The organism is Acidovorax sp. sic0104, assembly GCF_019219095.1.
In the GTDB taxonomy this organism is placed as follows: Bacteria; Pseudomonadota; Gammaproteobacteria; order Burkholderiales; family Burkholderiaceae_C; genus Acidovorax.
Genome location: NZ_JAHUWH010000005.1, coordinates 282,392 through 297,837 on the forward strand (window position 1 = coordinate 282,392; position 15,446 = coordinate 297,837).

Consider the following 15,446-nt stretch of genomic DNA (forward strand, 5'->3'; position numbering starts at 1 on the left):
AAGCCGGCCCCGCGCCAGGCGGGTTCGGGCACAATGACAGGTTCATTCCTGCTTTTCGGCGCCGCTTTCATCCACAGTGCGGTGCCGCTTTCTTTTGAGGTTTTCCCACCATGGCATCCGTGAACAAAGTCATCATCGTCGGCAACCTGGGCCGCGACCCTGAAATGCGCACTTTCCCCAGTGGCGACCAGGTGGCCAATGTGACGATTGCCACCACCGACAAGTGGAAGGACAAACAAAGCGGCGAAATGCGCGAAGCCACCGAGTGGCACCGCGTTGTCTTCAACGGCCGCCTGGCCGAGATCGCCGGCCAGTACCTGCGCAAGGGCTCTCAGGTGTATGTCGAAGGCTCGCTGCGCACCCGCAAGTGGACCGACCAGAGCGGCGTGGAGAAGTACAGCACCGAAATCCGTGCAGACCAGATGCAGATGCTGGGCAGCCGCCAGGGCATGGGCGGCGGCGGTGGTGGCCAGCAAGGCGGCTATGACGACGGCGGCGGCTATGGTGGTGACCAGGGCGGCGGCGGGTACGACCAGGCTCCTGCCCGGCGTGCAGCCCCTGCAGCGCGCCCGCCGGCACCCGCACCGCGTCCCGCACCCGCGCCCGCGGCGCAAGCACCCCGTGCGGCGTCCGGTTTTGACGACATGGACGACGATATTCCGTTCTAAGGACGGCGACGACTCGAAGGCAGGGCGTACGGGAGCCGCCCCGCCTGCCCACCGGGGCATATGGCCGCAACCTGGCCCCGCCGGTGCCACAAGGCAAGGCTTTTTGGAACGCTGTGCAATGCAGCGTGGAGGCAGACCCAGCACTGCCCAGCCCGTGCCTGCATTTCTTGTTCCGCCAACTCGATTCGTGCCCGCCCACGGGCGCACGCTGCCGCCAAGCCTGGCGGTACCTACGCAGCCCTGCCCCGTTCCACCGCAGCTTCGCGGCGCTCCCCACGGCATGCGCGCGCCTGCGGCAAGGCCGTTGTCACGGTGTTACTGACCCACCGCTTACACGAATTCCATTCGGCACGGAAGGACATGTTTGTCAAGTTGCGGCGTTCATGCTACGCGCACAACATTTTGAAACACCCCTTGCACACAACTCGCAGATCATCGCGGGCCTGACGTCGTTCCCTCGCGGAATGAGACGCAGCCACCCTGGCCAGCAAACGGTGGCCAGCCAAAAACACACACAACATTCAAAGAGGGTTTTCTATGGGATTCGTCCGCAAGATCTTGATTTTCATCACCGGCTACGCCTGGCTGCTGCTGATCGCAGGCCCGGGCCTGATCGGCATGTCGGTCTGGAGCCAGTGGAAGGCAGAAGGCGACCACGCCTACAAGCCACGTGAGCAGCTCACGTCGGTGGCAGGCACCGTGACCGGCGCTTCGGAAATCACCGTCACGCGCAAGCGGCGCGCGACCAAGAAGTACTACGAGATCACCGTGGCGCCCACTGCGGGCGGTGAAGTCCGCAAGCTGCGCATCGACCACAGCACGCCGTCCACGCTGGTGGGGAACCTCATCGACGAGAAGGTGACTGCGCTGTTCGACTCCGGCGACAACGACCTCGTCTACGAAGTCGTGGCCGCCGGCCAGCCCGTGATCGCTTATGAAACCAGCAAGCAGCGCCTGCTGGCCGATGCCCAGTCCAGCGCGAAGTCGCTGGGCGGCGCCGGCACCTGGATCTTCGCGATCTTCCTCACGCTGGTGGGGGCCGGCGGCGTGTGGGCCAACCGCAAGCTGCGCCGCGCCGAGGAACAGGCAGGCGCTCAGGCCGCAGCCGCCTGACGCAGCACATAGAGCAAAGAAGAGAGGGGGGAGGGCAGCGCCGCGGGGCGCGCGCCCCCAGAGGTGATCACAGCAACCACAAGTTCCATCACAGCAGGACCCACACCATGAATCCGAACGCACTTTCGCCCCAGACTCCCTCCGGCGCACCGCTGGAGCGTCGTGATTTCATCGTCTCCACATACAAGCACCTGGGCGCGGCCATCCTGGCTTTTGTCGTGCTCTCGGCCGTCCTGATGATGAGCGGTTTTTCCACCACCACGGCCAAGATGCTGATGGCCAGCAGCAACAAGTTCATCTGGCTCGGTGTGATGGGCGCCTTCATGCTGGTCGGCTGGCTCGCGTCCTACCTGGCCGACAACTCCGAGAACCCGCAGACCCAGCTCATCGGCCTGGGCCTGTACGTGCTGGCCGAAGGGCTGATCTTCGCGCCGATGTTCGGCATCGCCCAGCTGCTGGTGCCCGGCGCCATCGGTGCCGCAGCGTTCATCACGCTGCTGATGGTAGGCGCGCTCACCTGGACGGCGTTCACCAGCAAGTCCGACTTCTCGTTCCTGGGCGGCATCCTCAAGGTGGGCGGCCTGGTGGCGCTGGGCACCATCGTGGCCGGTGCGATCTTTGGCTTCAAGCTGGGCATCTGGTTCTCCGGAATCATGGTGCTGTTCGCTGGCGCGTGCGTGCTGTATGACACCTCGCGCATCATCCACGACTACCCTGCAGACCGCCCCGCAGGCGCGGCTCTGCACCTGTTCGCGTCGATCGCGCTCATGCTCTGGTATGTGCTGCGCATCCTGATCAGTCTGGCGACGAACGACGACTGAGGATGCAGGGAGCCCCCGTACCGCGGTGGCGCGCTCCCCTGACCCCATCAGGCCGGACACCCGAAAGGGGCCCGGCCTTTTTTCATGGCCCCCCGACATGCCCGCCCAGATGTCTGTCGGGGTGGAACTGGCGGCCCTTCTAGCTACTTTTTTGATAGCACCTCGATCCTTGCTTTGCCATGGCCCCTGGGGGCGTACCGCCACCGCAATACCGCATGCAGGGCACACACGGCATGCATGCTGGCCATGCCTGTGGCGATATTTCCAACGGCCTTTTTGCGCATAGCTGGCACAATTGGACACAGGCGGGGCCATTGCGGCCGTGCACCCTGCACGGGCGGCCAGCATGGGCTGCCACAGGCGTTCCACAGCCGCTCCAAGGCGGTTGCCAGCCCCATTCACTGACCCGAATCTCTTCTCTCCAGCATGCGCAAATCTCTTTGGCTTTCTTTGACCTGTGCGGCCCTGGTCGCCGGCTGCGGCGGCGGCTCGTCCGATGGCGAGGATGTGGGCCCCACCCCGGGCGTCCAGCAATACCCCGGCGGGGTCTGGGAAGGCACGGTGGGCACCGGCGCGGCGCAGCGGCAGGTCGTGGGGTACATCGACCCGGGCCCGCTGGGCACCGGCGGCGAGTTCTACTTTGCGCGCGAGGCCCCGGGGGCGGCGGGCTTTGATTCCCTGTACGGGCGCCTGAACGTCAACGTGACCTCCGTGCTGGCCACCGGGGTCACGTACTTCTCGGTGCAAGACCGCAAGTTCGCCACCGGCCTCACACTCCGCGGCACGGCGTCCAACAGCGGCAAGATCGGCCGCACCGACGGCATCAGCGGCAACTACAGCGACCCCGTGCAGACCGCCGCCGCTTCCGGCGCGGTGGTGCCCTTGAAGCTTTCCTACAGCAGCCTCAATTTCCACAACGCGACCCCAGCGATGATCGAGGGCACCTACCGCGGCACGGGCCTGTTCGGTGGCGGCTGGGTCATCGCGGTGTCCCCGCAGGGCCAATTGTCCGGCCGCATCGGCGGCTGCCTGGTCACAGGCTCCGCCACGCCGCGTGCTGCGAATTCGCCGCTGTACTCGCTCACGCTGAATCTGTCGGGCGACACGACGTCGTGCGGAGAGTCGGGCACGCAGCAGTCGGGCATCGCCGTGCTGCGGTACGACGCCGCCGGGGTTCCCAACGGCATCTGGGCATTCACGCGCAACGCCACGGGACCGGACAACACCTACACCCTCAACGGCATTGCAGACCCGCGCACCGTGACGCCGCCTTCCGCCACGCCGCTGTCAGTGGCCGGCAACTGGCAGGGCTCGTTCACGCTGCCTGCCGGCGTCATCGGCGACACCTCGGTCTGGGGCAGCGTGCTGCCTGACGGCGGGTTGTTCTTCTACACCAACAGCAGCCTGGACCACAACGCTCTCTACGGCCGCCTCATCCGCTACCAGAACAACGCGACCACCAACCGCTTCGTGACGGCCAACGATGGCGTGTTCTTCAACCGGCTGCTGGCCAACACGGGCACCTACAACGAGTCGGTGCTGATCGACGGCACCTTGCAAAGCAGCAACGGCACGGGCAGCGCCAACCTGTTCACCGGCACCTTCAGCTACCCCACGCAGCCCGGTGGCGCGCCGACCCGCTTCAGCGTCACGCCCGATCCGCTGTATGCCCTGCCGATCGGCACGGTTCCCAACGCGGCCCTGATCGTCGGCACCTACCGGATGGCGGGCACCGGCTTTGGCGGCGACACCACCACCCTGACCGTGTTTGCCGACGGGGCGATCACCGGCATCACTTCCAGCGGCTGCGAAGTCGCGGGCAAGCTGCTGGGCGAGCTGGGCAGTGGCCTGAACCTGTACCGTGTGGAGGCATTCGGCTACCTCAACAGCCCGAACGCACCGATCACCTGCGGTCTGTCCTCGGGCCCTGCCCAGTCCGGCTCCGCTGCGGCGCAGTTCGACGCCAATGGCCGTGTGGTCGGCTTGCGCATCCTGACGGCCGGCCTGTCGGTGGCTGGCACGCGTGCGCACACCGTGTTCGTAGGTGCGAAGCAGGCGACAACGCCTTGAGCTGCTGCGCTGCGCTACGCCGGCCTCCATTCGACCCGTGCGCGGGTCGGATGGGCCGGCCTGGCGCAAGCCGTGCCACACCGGCCTGATTGACCGGTGCGGCCATTCCAGCGTGAGGCGCGGCGCCTGAGCCTTGCGCGGGATCTGGCCGCCGCAATGGGGCAACGGCGGCGGTGCGTGCACGTTCTGGACCAAGATTGAATGCGGGGTATCCCCCTCGCCAGACTCGTTCCTGCAGGGGCCAGCGGCACAGCGGGTTGGCCGCGACGAACGGCAAGCCTCTTCAACCAGACCCCAGGCGCCTGTGCCTGGCAAGCAGTACAAAGCAAAGGGCCCGCCGCACATCGCTGTGCGGCGGGCCCTTTGCCTCGGGTGGCCGCGTGGTCTGCGGCTAACCTGCCTCAGTTGGCATACGGAGACCGCAATGGGTTCACCGGGAAGGCCTGCAGGCCGTTGTACGGCTGGAAAGCGTAGCGGACATACATGCCGCCCGCGAACTCACGGTAGTTGCGCGCATTGTTGAGCGACAGATGACCGCCCAGGAAGACCTGCGGATGCATCTGGTACTCCATGGCAGCACCCAGGTTGTAGCCCAGGCCCGTGCGGGACTGACCGGGGTAGATGGCCGTGGCGCCGGTCTCGCCAAAGGCGAGGGCATCGCTGGCTGCCTGAACGGCCGAGACCTGCCGGGCCGGGCTGTTGGGGAAATACGGTGCAGCATCTTCCTTGAAGTACTGCACGCCCACCGATCCCTTGAGCTGGTAGGACAGGCGGCCCGTGCGCTGCGCCCATTCGATGGGGATGCCGAAGGAGACGAACTGCTGCGGGCTGAAGTACCCGCCGTGGCCCACCGTGAAATAGCGCAGGTTGCGCTGGTAGGACAGCCCTGAGAAGCTCAGCCCTGCGGTCAGGTCGGCGTTGGAGGTGCGGTGCACATGCCAGTACAGCCCGCCACCCAGTTCCGCCCGCGCATTGCTGCGCACACGGGTGCCAGCCAGGCTGTGCAGCGATCCGTAGCCATAGATGCCCAGCTCGCCGTCATCCCAGGTCATGTCCACGCGGCCGCCCGTGGCAGACACTCCGCCCCAGCGGTCGCCAGTGCGTGCATCGCGGGCCCCTGCGAACGACAGCAGGCTGTCGGTCACGGGGCGGCGGGACAGGTCGGCGGCCACCGTGAAGTTGTCGGTGACGGCCATGCGGTACTTCACGCCGGCCGCGACGTCCGATTGCCCGAAACCGAGCGGCGTGCTGCCGATGTCGGCCTTGAACCCACCGCTTTCGTAGCCAACGCTCAAGCCGACACCGCTATCGCTCTGCGATCCGGCACCACGCTCGGGCATGTCCATGGCGGTGAGCGGCCCACCGCCAAAGCGGCTGATCGTGCCGTACGGGGAACCTGGAGACCCGGCGCTCACGCCGGTGGGCGTGACACCCAGCACCACGTGGCCGTCGCCCACACTCATCTTGAGTTGAACAGGCGCCTGGATTTCGGACAGCTGGCTCATGCCGGCCTCGCCCTGTCGGGCACGCGCCGTGGCGCCCACCGAGAAGCTGGATATCTGGCTTTGCTGAACCTCCCGCAGCTCGTCGCGCGCTGTGCGCGGCCGTGTGGGATCGGGCGCGCTGCCCAGCCCGGCCGTTGACCAGGCCGAAGGCGCGGCCGCCGCTGCGCCTCGCGGCAGGGGAGCGGGCTGCGGCGCCGCCGCGTATCCGCCGTAAGCCTGTGCAGGGGTGATGTACCCCGCCGGGGCCTGCTGCGCCTGCTGCGGGGGCAGCAATGGCGCGGGCGGTACATAGGCCGGCGCTGCGCCGCCCGCCGGGGTGACGCCCGTCGAGCGCGCAGGCGCGTCAGCCGACGTTGCCGCGCTCCGTGCAGCAGCAGTGCGCCGCGCAGTACCGCCCGATGCCGCTTCGGCCGCAGCGGCAGGGCTTGCTGCCTCGGGGTAGTAGCTGGCGGGCGTCATCGGCGGCGATGGGATGTAGGCCTGCGGCGCGGCGCCAAACCGGCTGGCGCCCGCGGGGTCGGGAATATAGAGCCCCGCCGGCGCATTGTTGCGTGCCACGGGCTGCGGCGCGTACTGCATGGGCGTATAGCCGACCGGAGAGCGCGCCACGGCGCCATACGGAGCACCGCCGGGCACCGACAGCCCGTTGCTGGTACGTTGCAAGCTGGCGCGCTGTGCAAAGGGATTGCCCGACCGCACGGGCCCCGCAGGCACGCCGCTGGCGGCCAGCATGGCATCGCGTTGAGCATTCTCGGCCGCCACGGCGGCGGTGAAGAATTCAGTCGCCTTGGAGTTCTTGCCTTGCGCACGGTACAACCGTCCCGTGGCGGCCAGCACTTCGGGGTCCCGCGGTGCGCGCGCCAGCGCCACGGACAGCAGCGACTCCGCATAGCCGTAGTCCTTCGCGCCCGTGGCCATGGCCGCGGTCTGCAAGATCAGCGGCACATCGTTGGGCGACCTCTCCAGCAGCCGGGCATACAGCGCCTGCGCCTGCGCGTAGTCGTTGTTGGCGGCGTACATGCGGGCCAGGGCCGCCATGGCCTGCGGCTCGTCGGGCTGCTCCGCCAGCAGCGGGGCCAGGGTGTCGTACGCTGCCGCCAGATCCCCCGCCTCGCGCAGGCCGTCGGCCTGGCGCACGATATAGGCGCGGCGGATGTCCGCAAAGCTCTTGCGCTCGCGCTCGCTCATCGGAGCCGTCTGCAGCTGGCGCAGGATGCCGGCCAGCTCCACGTCCTGCTGGGTCTTGAGCAGCGTGGCGGCGTACTGCAGGCGCAGGCCCACATCGGGCCGCGGGGTGCGCGCCAGCACCTGGCGCACCATGCCCAGGGCGCGCTGGGGCTCGCCCGCATCGGCGTAGGCCAGGGCGAGCGAACCCAGCAGTTCGGTGTCCTGCGTGGCGAACGACTCGGCCTGCGCGAGCGTGGCCAGTGCTTCGGACTGGCGGCCTTCCGCAGCCAGGGCCGAAGCGGCCGAAGCCTGCACATGGACCCAGACGCGTTTTTGCAGCGCGGCGATGTCGCGCGTGCGATGCTGCTCCGGAATCCGGTCCAGCAGCGCGAGAGCACCGGGCCAGTCGCTGGCTTCGGAGGCCAGCAGCGCGCTGGCATACAGCGCTTCGGGCATGTTGGGGTTGGAGATGAGCAGGCCGTCCATCACGCCGCGCGCTTCCGCCACAGCACCCATGCGCAGGTACAGGCGCGCCAGGTCCAGGCGCACCCAGGGGCTGGCAGGGTCGTTGAGCAGCGCGTCTTCCAGGGCGGTGCGCGCCGCCGTGGCGTCGCCGCGCTCGGTGGCGGCACGGGCCTGGCCCAGAGCCTGGGCCGCCCGCAGGCGGCCCAGGGCGCCGACCTTCTCCTGCTGCGAGGGCGAGAGTTTCTCGACCAGGGCCAGCGCTTCGGCGGCTTTGTTGTTCTGGGCCAGCACGCCCACCAGCCCACGCACGGCGTCGGGGTTGTCGGTTTGGCGTGCCAGGACACGGCGGTAGGCCGCTTCGGCGGCATCGTACTGGCCCGCTTCCACCAGAAGGTCCGCCAGGTCGGTCTCTGCCGTGACCTCGGCGGGGTTCAGGCGCACGGCCTGCTCGAGCGAGCGCTGGGCGGCGGCGGTGTCACCGCGCTCGCGCTCGGCCGTGGCCTGCTCGACCAGGCTCCAGTAGGTCGCACTGTCCAGCGCCTGCTTCCAGCGGCTGGCGGACCCAGCGCGCGAGGCGCGCTCCAGCAGGCCGCGCGCGTCGGCAAAACGCTCCTGGCGCAACCGCAGGATGCCCAGGCCGCCGAGCGCATCGCCGTCGGAGGGGCGCGCTTCCAGGACACTCGAAAATGCGGTTTCTGCCGCATCCAGCTCGCCATCGTCCAGCGCCTGGAAGCCGGCTGTGGTGCGCTGGCGCAACGGGTCGGCCCCGGCAGCGGGGCGAGCGGTGGTCTGCGCCTGTTTCTGCAGGTTCTGCGCCTGGGTCAGCCGCGACTGTACGGCCGTGTCGCCAGGATTGGCGCGCAGGAATTCCTGGTACAGCGCGATGTCGGCCGAGCGCGTGCCCGTCCAGGCCAGGGCCTTGCGCCAGCTTTCGGTAGCGGTCTTGCCCACGTCGGGACGGCCTGCCAGGCGCGCCAGCTGCGCAATCCCGTCGCGGCGCGTGGCGTCGCGGTAGGTCAGGTGCTGGGCCAGCGCCAGGGCGATCTGCGGGTCTTCGGGCGATTCCTGCGCCAGACGGCTCAGCCCGCGGCGCGCCTCGTCCCAACCGCCGGCGGTGGCGCCCAGCGTCTGGTAGTACTCCAGCGCGAGCGGGCCGGTGGGCGCGCGGTCGCCCAGCGCTGCCTGGTAGGTGCTCAGCGCCTGGCTGGCCTGGCCGCTCCTGGCCTGCTGGCGGGCGGTTTCGATCTGGGGTGCATTGCGGCCGCTGCGGATGGAGTCCTGCAGCCGGCTCACCAGGGGGCTGCGGGGATGGGCTGCCTGCAGTTGCGTGAGGTAGCGCTGGGCGCCCTCGGGGCGTTGGGCGCTGAGCTCGACCAATGCCATGCCATACAGGGCCTGGGCATTCTGGGGGTTGATGCGCAGGAGTTTCTGCCAGGCCTCGCCCGCACGAACCGTATCGCCGCGCTCCTGCCAGTACTGGCCCTGGTCGAGCAAGGTCTGCTCAGCGCCCGTCTGGGCCCAGGCTGCGGGCGCCATCAACGAGGCCATCAGCCCCAGCGCGAGTGTGTGGTGACGACGGTTTTTGGAGGACATGCCTTCCTTCTCCCATGTGGCCCCGGCCCACAACGGGGCCGGGAACGGATTGCTTGTTTCAGAACATCGCGGCAGGCGCCTGTGCGCCTGCGCGGCTTCATCAGGCTTTCTGCTTGAGGCGCGCCCTGGCTCGGGCACGCAGCGACAGGTACATGACGATGGCCACCAGCACAGCAGCCGACACCCCCAGCAGGATCAGCAGCAGCGGATTGCGCGAGAGAAACCATTGTGCGTACAGCAGCGGACCCAGCTGGCCCACATAGTAGTTTTTCTCGGCCAGCAGGCTGTCGACCTGCTTGCCCCGGATCACGGTGGTGCTGCCCTGCACATGCGCCAGCGAATCGGCGTCGAGCAATGCGTCGACGACCTGCGCCAGCCCGGCCGGCTGGTTGCTGGCCACCAGCACCACGCTGCGACCGCTCTTCAGGGGCGACTCGAAGCCTGCGATGAACGCGTCGGTGCTTGCGCTGGAGAAAGCGACCTGGTTGCGCCGCGTCGGCACGCTGGCCTCGTCCTCAAAGCCCCACCAGCGCATCAGGCGGCGGGCCAGGTCGGCCAGCTGGAAGCTCTTGACATCGCCCTGCAGCGCTGCAGGAATGGAACTGGCCCACTGCTTGAGAAGGGGCTGATTGCCGCCGCCCGACGAGATGACCAGCAGGTCCTTGTCACCGAGCCTGTCCACCTGCTGGGCTTGCGCCACGGTCACGCCCATCGCGGGGTGGCCCGTCACGCGGCCCATGATGCCCATGAGGCCCAGGTAGGTGCCGTACTCCGCCAAGCCTGGCTTGTCGGGCATCACCACGGCGGTGTCCGACAAATCGGCCATCCGAGTGAACGGATAACCGGCGTTGCCGAACGCCGCCAGGTCGGGCATGGCGATGAAGTGCTTGAAGCCGGAGATGTCGATGGTCGAGTCCGCCTCCACGGATCCACGCACGTTGTCGAGCGGAACGTCCTTGCAGGCGCCCTGCTTGACCACGTCGTAGTAGTAATGCAGCTGCAATTGCGACTGGGCTGGCAGCTTGAACAGCGGAATGTGGAATTTCTCGCGCTCCGGCGCTGTTTCATCCAGAGGCAGCACCTTGGTCAGCAGCCTGTCGAAGGCCCCCGGCTGTTCGTGGCTGACCGCATGCAGCGGCAGCGAACGCAGGAACTGCTGGTTCACGTTGATGTTGAGCGTGGATTTGTCCGCATTGGGGCGCGGGGTGTACCGGTAGCGCAGATCGACCGGAATGCCCTTCTGGCGCCACGCGAACAAATCGGGCGGCAGGAAGAAGTTCACGCGGATCAGGTCGGGCGAGTAGCCGGACACGTTCAGGGCCTGCTCTTCGACGAGTTCGCCGAACTTGACCGGCCGGTCGTTGGCCAGCCAGTTGGGCGCGTCGTAGGGCTTGCGGGGCTTGAGTTCCGTGACTTCGGTGATGCGCGCGAGCGGGCCGGACAGGGCCGATGAGCCCACGGCCAGGGCCTTGGCCGCAACGGCCAGTTCAGCGTCGTCGCGGCCCATCACCAGCAGCAGCTTGCCGTTGCGGTCCGCCGGATGGCTGACCACGGCGACGGTGGGGCCCTGGATCTCGGGCAGCGACAAGCCTGCAGGGGCCTGCGCACGGCCTGCCACCATCACGACGGCATTGCCGCGTGCCGGCAATTCGCCGATGAGCGAAGGGAACTTGGCACCCCGAAAGCCCGCGAGCGCACCGAACCACGACGACATCGTGCCGGCGGCCTGCAGCGCCGCTGTGTTGGGCGCGGCATTGAAAACGATGGGCAGTTCCAGCGGCCGCACGTCGCGGCGGTCGAAGAAAGGCTGGGGCAGCAACGCCAGATCGTTGGTCTGCGCCACCGGGGCCACGGTGAGCTCCAGCACGCTGTCGTTGCCGATGTTGGCCCACAAACTGGAGTGCAACGGGTCTTCGCACTCCATGGTGTAGTGGCCGATGAGCTGAAGGTTCAGCCGGTTGAACTCCGTGATCAGTCGAGGGGGAATGACGATCTCGCGCTGCAGGTTCTCACCGGCCTGCTGCGTGGTCACGGGAATGGTGGCCGCGACCTGCTCGTTGACCATCACCTTGATGTGCGACAGGTTGGTCAGCAGGGCCGGCGAGTAGGAATAGTTGAGCTTGAGCTTCGCGCCCGTGACCACCTCGTCGTTGCGCACGCTGAAGGCCACGCCGCTGGTGCCGTCCACACCGCGCAACTGCAGCGGGAACAAAGCTCCCAGGTCCTTGAAGCTGTTGCGCTGCACGCGCACGCCGCCTTCTGCCGGCAGCGACGACACTGCAGCCATCTCGGCCCCTGCGCCGGTTGTGCCCGGCGCAGCGGGCGCTGCAGCGAGCTGCGAAACGGGTGCGGCCGTTCCTGCCAGTGCCAGGGCCAGCATGGCGGGGAGCATGCGCTGGCGCGGCAGCCGATCTGTCGGTTGTCGTGTGAAGGTCATGTGTGGAATCTTCGAATACAGAAAACAGAACGGCTACCGGGGCTTGAGCGACTTGACGGCCGTGGTGGCCAACTGACCCATGCCGCGCAACCCGATGGTGATCACGCTCTTGAGCGAGCGCAGCGGCTTGTCGCGTTGGCCCGTGCCCCAGGTGGCGATCCAGGCGTCGGCACGGGCGAAGGTCAGCGACGCCAGCTCGGCTTGCTGCACCAGGCTCAGGTTGTCGAACTTCACGCCCAGGCGGCCATTGCCGCTGAAGGTGACCACCGCAGGGAAGACGCCCTCCTCGTCGGAGCGGAACAGCGACACCGACAGGCGGCTGCCCATGGGAATGTCGCTTTCCGCCGGCACGGTCAGCCCCAGGCCATGTTGCGAGAAATCTTCGGTCTTGCACACCAGGGTGCGGCCGTTCTCGAATCGAATCACCGCCGGCAGGCTGGCCGCGACACGCGGCGTGCCGCGGATCTGGCGCGTCTCGCTGGCCACAGCCACGCTCGCACCCAGCAGGATGATGTTGTAGACCGTCCAGACCATGTTGATGACCAGGGTCGTGCTTTCGTCGCCATCCGCATAGAACAGCTTCCAGATGCCGACGGCGATGCCCACCAGGTTGAGCAGCAGCAGCACCACGTAAGGACGCGCGATGGTCCAGTCGAAGTACGCCTTCTCGATCACCCCGCCCTTGGCCGTCACGTTGAACTTGCCCAGCTTGGGGTTGATGAAGGCCACCAGCACCGGGCGCATGATGTACCAGGCCAGCACGGACTCGTACACCTCGTTCCAGAAGGAGTGGCGAAACCGCCCCTGGATGCGCGAGTTGGTCACGCTGGCATGGGCCAGGTGGGGCAGCGCGTACGCCGTGATCATGAGCGCGGTGGCCTGAAACACATGCGCGTCGAAGAACAGATAGGCCAGCGGCGCGGTCAGGAACACCAGACGCGGCAGGCCATAGAAGAAGTGCAGCATCGCATTGAGATAGCACAGCCGCTGCCCCAGCTTGAGGCCTTTGCCGAACAGCGGGTTGTCCGTGCGGGCGATCTGCGCCATGCCCCGCGCCCAGCGGATGCGCTGGCCCACATGGCCCGACAGGCTCTCGGTGGCCAGGCCCGCAGCCTGCGGCACTTCGAGGTACGCCGTGTTGTAGCCCAGGCGCGCCAGTTTGAGCGCGGTGTGCGCGTCTTCGGTCACGGTCTCCACCGCAATGCCGCCCACCTCCAGCAGCTCCTTGCGGCGGATGATGGCGCAGGAGCCGCAGAAGAACGAGGCGTTCCACAGGTCGTTGCCGTCCTGAACGATGCCATAGAACAGCTCGCCCTCATTGGGCATTCGGTGGAAGGTGTCCAGATTGCGCTCGAACGGATCGGGAGAGAAGAACACGTGCGGCGTCTGCAGCATCACCAGGTTCGTGTCCTTGAAGAACCAGCCCATGCACACCTGCAGGAAGGAGCGCGTGGGAATGTGGTCGCAGTCGAAGATCGCGATGTATTCGGAGTTCGTGACCTGGAGCGCCGCGTTGATGTTGCCGGCCTTCGCGTGGTGGTTGTTGTCGCGAATGATGTAGCCCACACCCAATTCTTCGCAGAACTCGCGGAAATCCTGGCGGCGGCCGTCGTCCAGCACATACACGTGCAGGCGGTCCTTGGGCCAGTCCAGGCTCATGGCCGAGAACACCGTCTGGCGCACCACTTCCAGCGGCTCGTTGTACGAGGGGATGAAAACATCCACGCTGGGCCAGGTGCTCACATCCGCCGGCATCGGCACGGGGCGGCGCTGCAGCGGCCAGGCAGTCTGCAGGTAGCCGATGAGAAGCACCGCGAACGCATACAGCTCGGCCAGCACCAGGCCATAGCCGAAAGCGGCGTCCACCCAGTTGGTGAAGCCGATCGTGTCCGTGAAGCGCCAGAAGATGTAGCGCGACGAGGCGGAGATCGACAGCACGATCATCGCCAGCGTGGACAGGCGGCCGGGGGTCTTGCTCAACAGCAGGGCCGCTGCGAAAGAGCCCACGGAAAAGAGTATCTGCCCCTGCAGATCCAGCGGGACGCTGATCACCAGGCCCATCAGCAGCGCGCTGAACACCACCGCCGCCACGCGCGCCAGCGGGTGCTGCCAGATCTCCCATGCCGTGATGGCATGGACCACGGTGCGCCAGTGCGCCTGGGGACTGTGCGAGTCGGCGTCGGCGACCTCGTCGGCCTGGGGGCGCTGGTCCACGCTCATCGCCCAGCCCCCGCCAGCGGCAGGCGCAGGCGCCGGGCGATCACCTGTGCGCACCTGCGCAGATCGTCGGCTGCCTGCCCGTGGGCGTCATATTGCAGCACGCTCTGGTCGTAGGCGAGCGCTTCACGCACCGCCTGGTCTTCATGGATCACGCCCACCAGGCGCTCACCCAGGTTGTCCTGCATGACACGCGTGATGTCCTTGGCCAATTGGCGGGCGCTGTCCACCTGGTTGAGCACGTAGAGCGCATCCACGAAGTCCGCACGGGGGGTGCAGTAGGTGGTCACCAGGCGCTGCATGAGAGCCAGGGCCGCGTAAGACGCGGCGTCCGGCAGGCTGACGATCACCGCCGCCTGCGCGGCGGACAGCGCCTGCTGCATGTAGACCGACGGGCCCGGGGGCGTGTCGATCAACACGACCGCGTCGGGCGGCAGCTCCAGGCGCTGGAGTTGCTCGACAAGCCAGGCAGGATGGGCGTCCAGGTGCCGCTCGAAAGCCACCCGGTCCGACTCGTTCACCACGCCGAAAGGCAGCACGTGCACGCCCGAAAGGCTGCGCACGCAGACCGCACCCCAGTGTTCGCCTTCCAGGGTGGCGCGCGACACGCCCGCCAGCGAGCGTGGGTCGGCACCGAAATGCAGGCCCAGGGCGTTCTGCGGGTCCAGGTCCACCACCAGGAGCGGGCTCACGCCCTGGCTTTCCAGGGCAGTGGCCAGATTGGCCGTCAGCGTCGTCTTGCCCACACCGCCCTTGGCGGAAACGATAGCGATCACCTTCATGGGTACGGACCTCGGCGCGGCTGCCAGACGGGTGCCGCAGGCTGCACGCCAGGCACAGCAGCAGCTGAGCCCGTGCCAGCCAGCCGGGCGAACACGGACGGCAGGTCTGCGGGCAAGGCTGCGGGCACTGCCGGCGCAGGCGGCTCGGCCGCCATCGCGGCAGAGCGCAGTCCGGCCAAACCCGCCAGGGGAGAGCGCGGGGCCAGTGCGGCGGCGGCTGGCGCTGCAGCCGGTGCATGGGGCGCCACGGTCGCGGCGCGGTAGTCGGCTGCCGGGGCAGCGGGAGAAATCTGGGTCATCGGAGCGACCGGCGCGGCCACCGGAGCTTGTGCAGTCTGCGCCCATGCGGCGGGCGCGGGCCGCGAGGGGGCGGCGGGTGCGGCTTCCGGCCGCGCCACCTGGAGCGACGGATCGACGGACACCTCGCCGCGCCGCACCACGGACGGGATATCCCCGGTCACGGCATCCTGAACCGCAGTCACCAGCGGCCAACGCTCGCGCGAGAGCTGGTGCTCCTGCTGGCGCCCCAGTTCCTTGTACGGGCCAGGCTTGCCACCAAACTGCTGAAAGAGGTTCACGACGTCATCGGAGGGCTTCATAGTCAATCA

General features: G+C 67.7%; 9 protein-coding genes. 4 read left to right on the plus strand and 5 right to left on the minus strand.

Annotated elements, in window-relative coordinates:
• Positions 1-110: 110 nt before the first annotated feature.
• From ssb to KW835_RS11010, 4 genes are all read left to right on the plus strand, one after another.
• Complete coding sequence (ssb, locus tag KW835_RS10995; protein ID WP_218382405.1) at positions 111-668, plus strand: single-stranded DNA-binding protein; 558 nt, start codon at positions 111-113, stop codon at positions 666-668.
• A gap of 537 nt (positions 669-1,205) precedes the next feature.
• The gene (locus tag KW835_RS11000; RefSeq protein ID WP_218382406.1) at positions 1,206-1,781 is read left to right on the plus strand and encodes a hypothetical protein; all 576 of its coding nucleotides are present in this window, start codon (positions 1,206-1,208) and stop codon (positions 1,779-1,781) included.
• 107 nt (positions 1,782-1,888) lie between these two features.
• Positions 1,889-2,602, plus strand: a complete 714-nt coding sequence (locus KW835_RS11005) for a Bax inhibitor-1 family protein (RefSeq protein ID WP_218382407.1) — start codon at positions 1,889-1,891, stop codon at positions 2,600-2,602.
• A 426-nt stretch (positions 2,603-3,028) separates the two neighbouring features.
• A complete protein-coding gene (locus tag KW835_RS11010) occupies positions 3,029-4,672 on the plus strand; it encodes a hypothetical protein (RefSeq protein ID WP_255593461.1) in 1,644 nt (547 codons plus the stop codon).
• Positions 4,673-5,073: 401 nt separating this feature from the next.
• Here the strand turns inward: KW835_RS11010 and KW835_RS11015 are convergent, their stop codons facing one another.
• From KW835_RS11015 to bcsP, 5 genes are all read right to left on the minus strand, one after another.
• On the minus strand, positions 5,074-9,402 hold the full coding sequence (locus tag KW835_RS11015) for a cellulose biosynthesis protein BcsC (RefSeq protein ID WP_255593462.1): 4,329 nt from the start codon (positions 9,400-9,402) through the stop codon (positions 5,074-5,076).
• 100 nt (positions 9,403-9,502) lie between these two features.
• Positions 9,503-11,839: a cellulose biosynthesis cyclic di-GMP-binding regulatory protein BcsB gene (bcsB, locus tag KW835_RS11020; protein ID WP_218382408.1), complete on the minus strand. Its 2,337-nt coding sequence runs from the start codon at positions 11,837-11,839 to the stop codon at positions 9,503-9,505.
• Between the two features lie 33 nt (positions 11,840-11,872).
• Positions 11,873-14,059 (minus strand): UDP-forming cellulose synthase catalytic subunit, encoded by a 2,187-nt coding sequence (bcsA, locus tag KW835_RS11025; RefSeq protein WP_218382409.1) that lies wholly within the window; start codon positions 14,057-14,059, stop codon positions 11,873-11,875.
• A complete protein-coding gene (bcsQ, locus tag KW835_RS11030) occupies positions 14,056-14,838 on the minus strand; it encodes a cellulose biosynthesis protein BcsQ (RefSeq protein WP_218382410.1) in 783 nt (260 codons plus the stop codon). The genes bcsA and bcsQ overlap by 4 nt, the downstream gene beginning before the upstream one ends.
• Positions 14,835-15,437: a cellulose biosynthesis protein BcsP gene (bcsP, locus tag KW835_RS11035; RefSeq protein ID WP_218382411.1), complete on the minus strand. Its 603-nt coding sequence runs from the start codon at positions 15,435-15,437 to the stop codon at positions 14,835-14,837. The genes bcsQ and bcsP overlap by 4 nt, the downstream gene beginning before the upstream one ends.
• Positions 15,438-15,446 lie beyond the last annotated feature (9 nt).

What these genes read in the sequence shown, in the direction of transcription:
- ssb (WP_218382405.1), top strand. Translation starts at nt 111, where the DNA reads ATGGCATCCGTGAACAAAGTCATCATCGTCGGCAACCTGGGCCGCGAC.
- KW835_RS11005 (WP_218382407.1), top strand. Translation starts at nt 1,889, where the DNA reads ATGAATCCGAACGCACTTTCGCCCCAGACTCCCTCCGGCGCACCGCTG.
- bcsP (WP_218382411.1), bottom strand. Translation starts at nt 15,437, where the DNA reads ATGAAGCCCTCCGATGACGTCGTGAACCTCTTTCAGCAGTTTGGTGGC.
- bcsQ (WP_218382410.1), bottom strand. Translation starts at nt 14,838, where the DNA reads ATGAAGGTGATCGCTATCGTTTCCGCCAAGGGCGGTGTGGGCAAGACG.
- KW835_RS11010 (WP_255593461.1), top strand. Translation starts at nt 3,029, where the DNA reads ATGCGCAAATCTCTTTGGCTTTCTTTGACCTGTGCGGCCCTGGTCGCC.
- bcsA (WP_218382409.1), bottom strand. Translation starts at nt 14,059, where the DNA reads ATGAGCGTGGACCAGCGCCCCCAGGCCGACGAGGTCGCCGACGCCGAC.
- KW835_RS11015 (WP_255593462.1), bottom strand. Translation starts at nt 9,402, where the DNA reads ATGTCCTCCAAAAACCGTCGTCACCACACACTCGCGCTGGGGCTGATG.
- KW835_RS11000 (WP_218382406.1), top strand. Translation starts at nt 1,206, where the DNA reads ATGGGATTCGTCCGCAAGATCTTGATTTTCATCACCGGCTACGCCTGG.
- bcsB (WP_218382408.1), bottom strand. Translation starts at nt 11,839, where the DNA reads ATGACCTTCACACGACAACCGACAGATCGGCTGCCGCGCCAGCGCATG.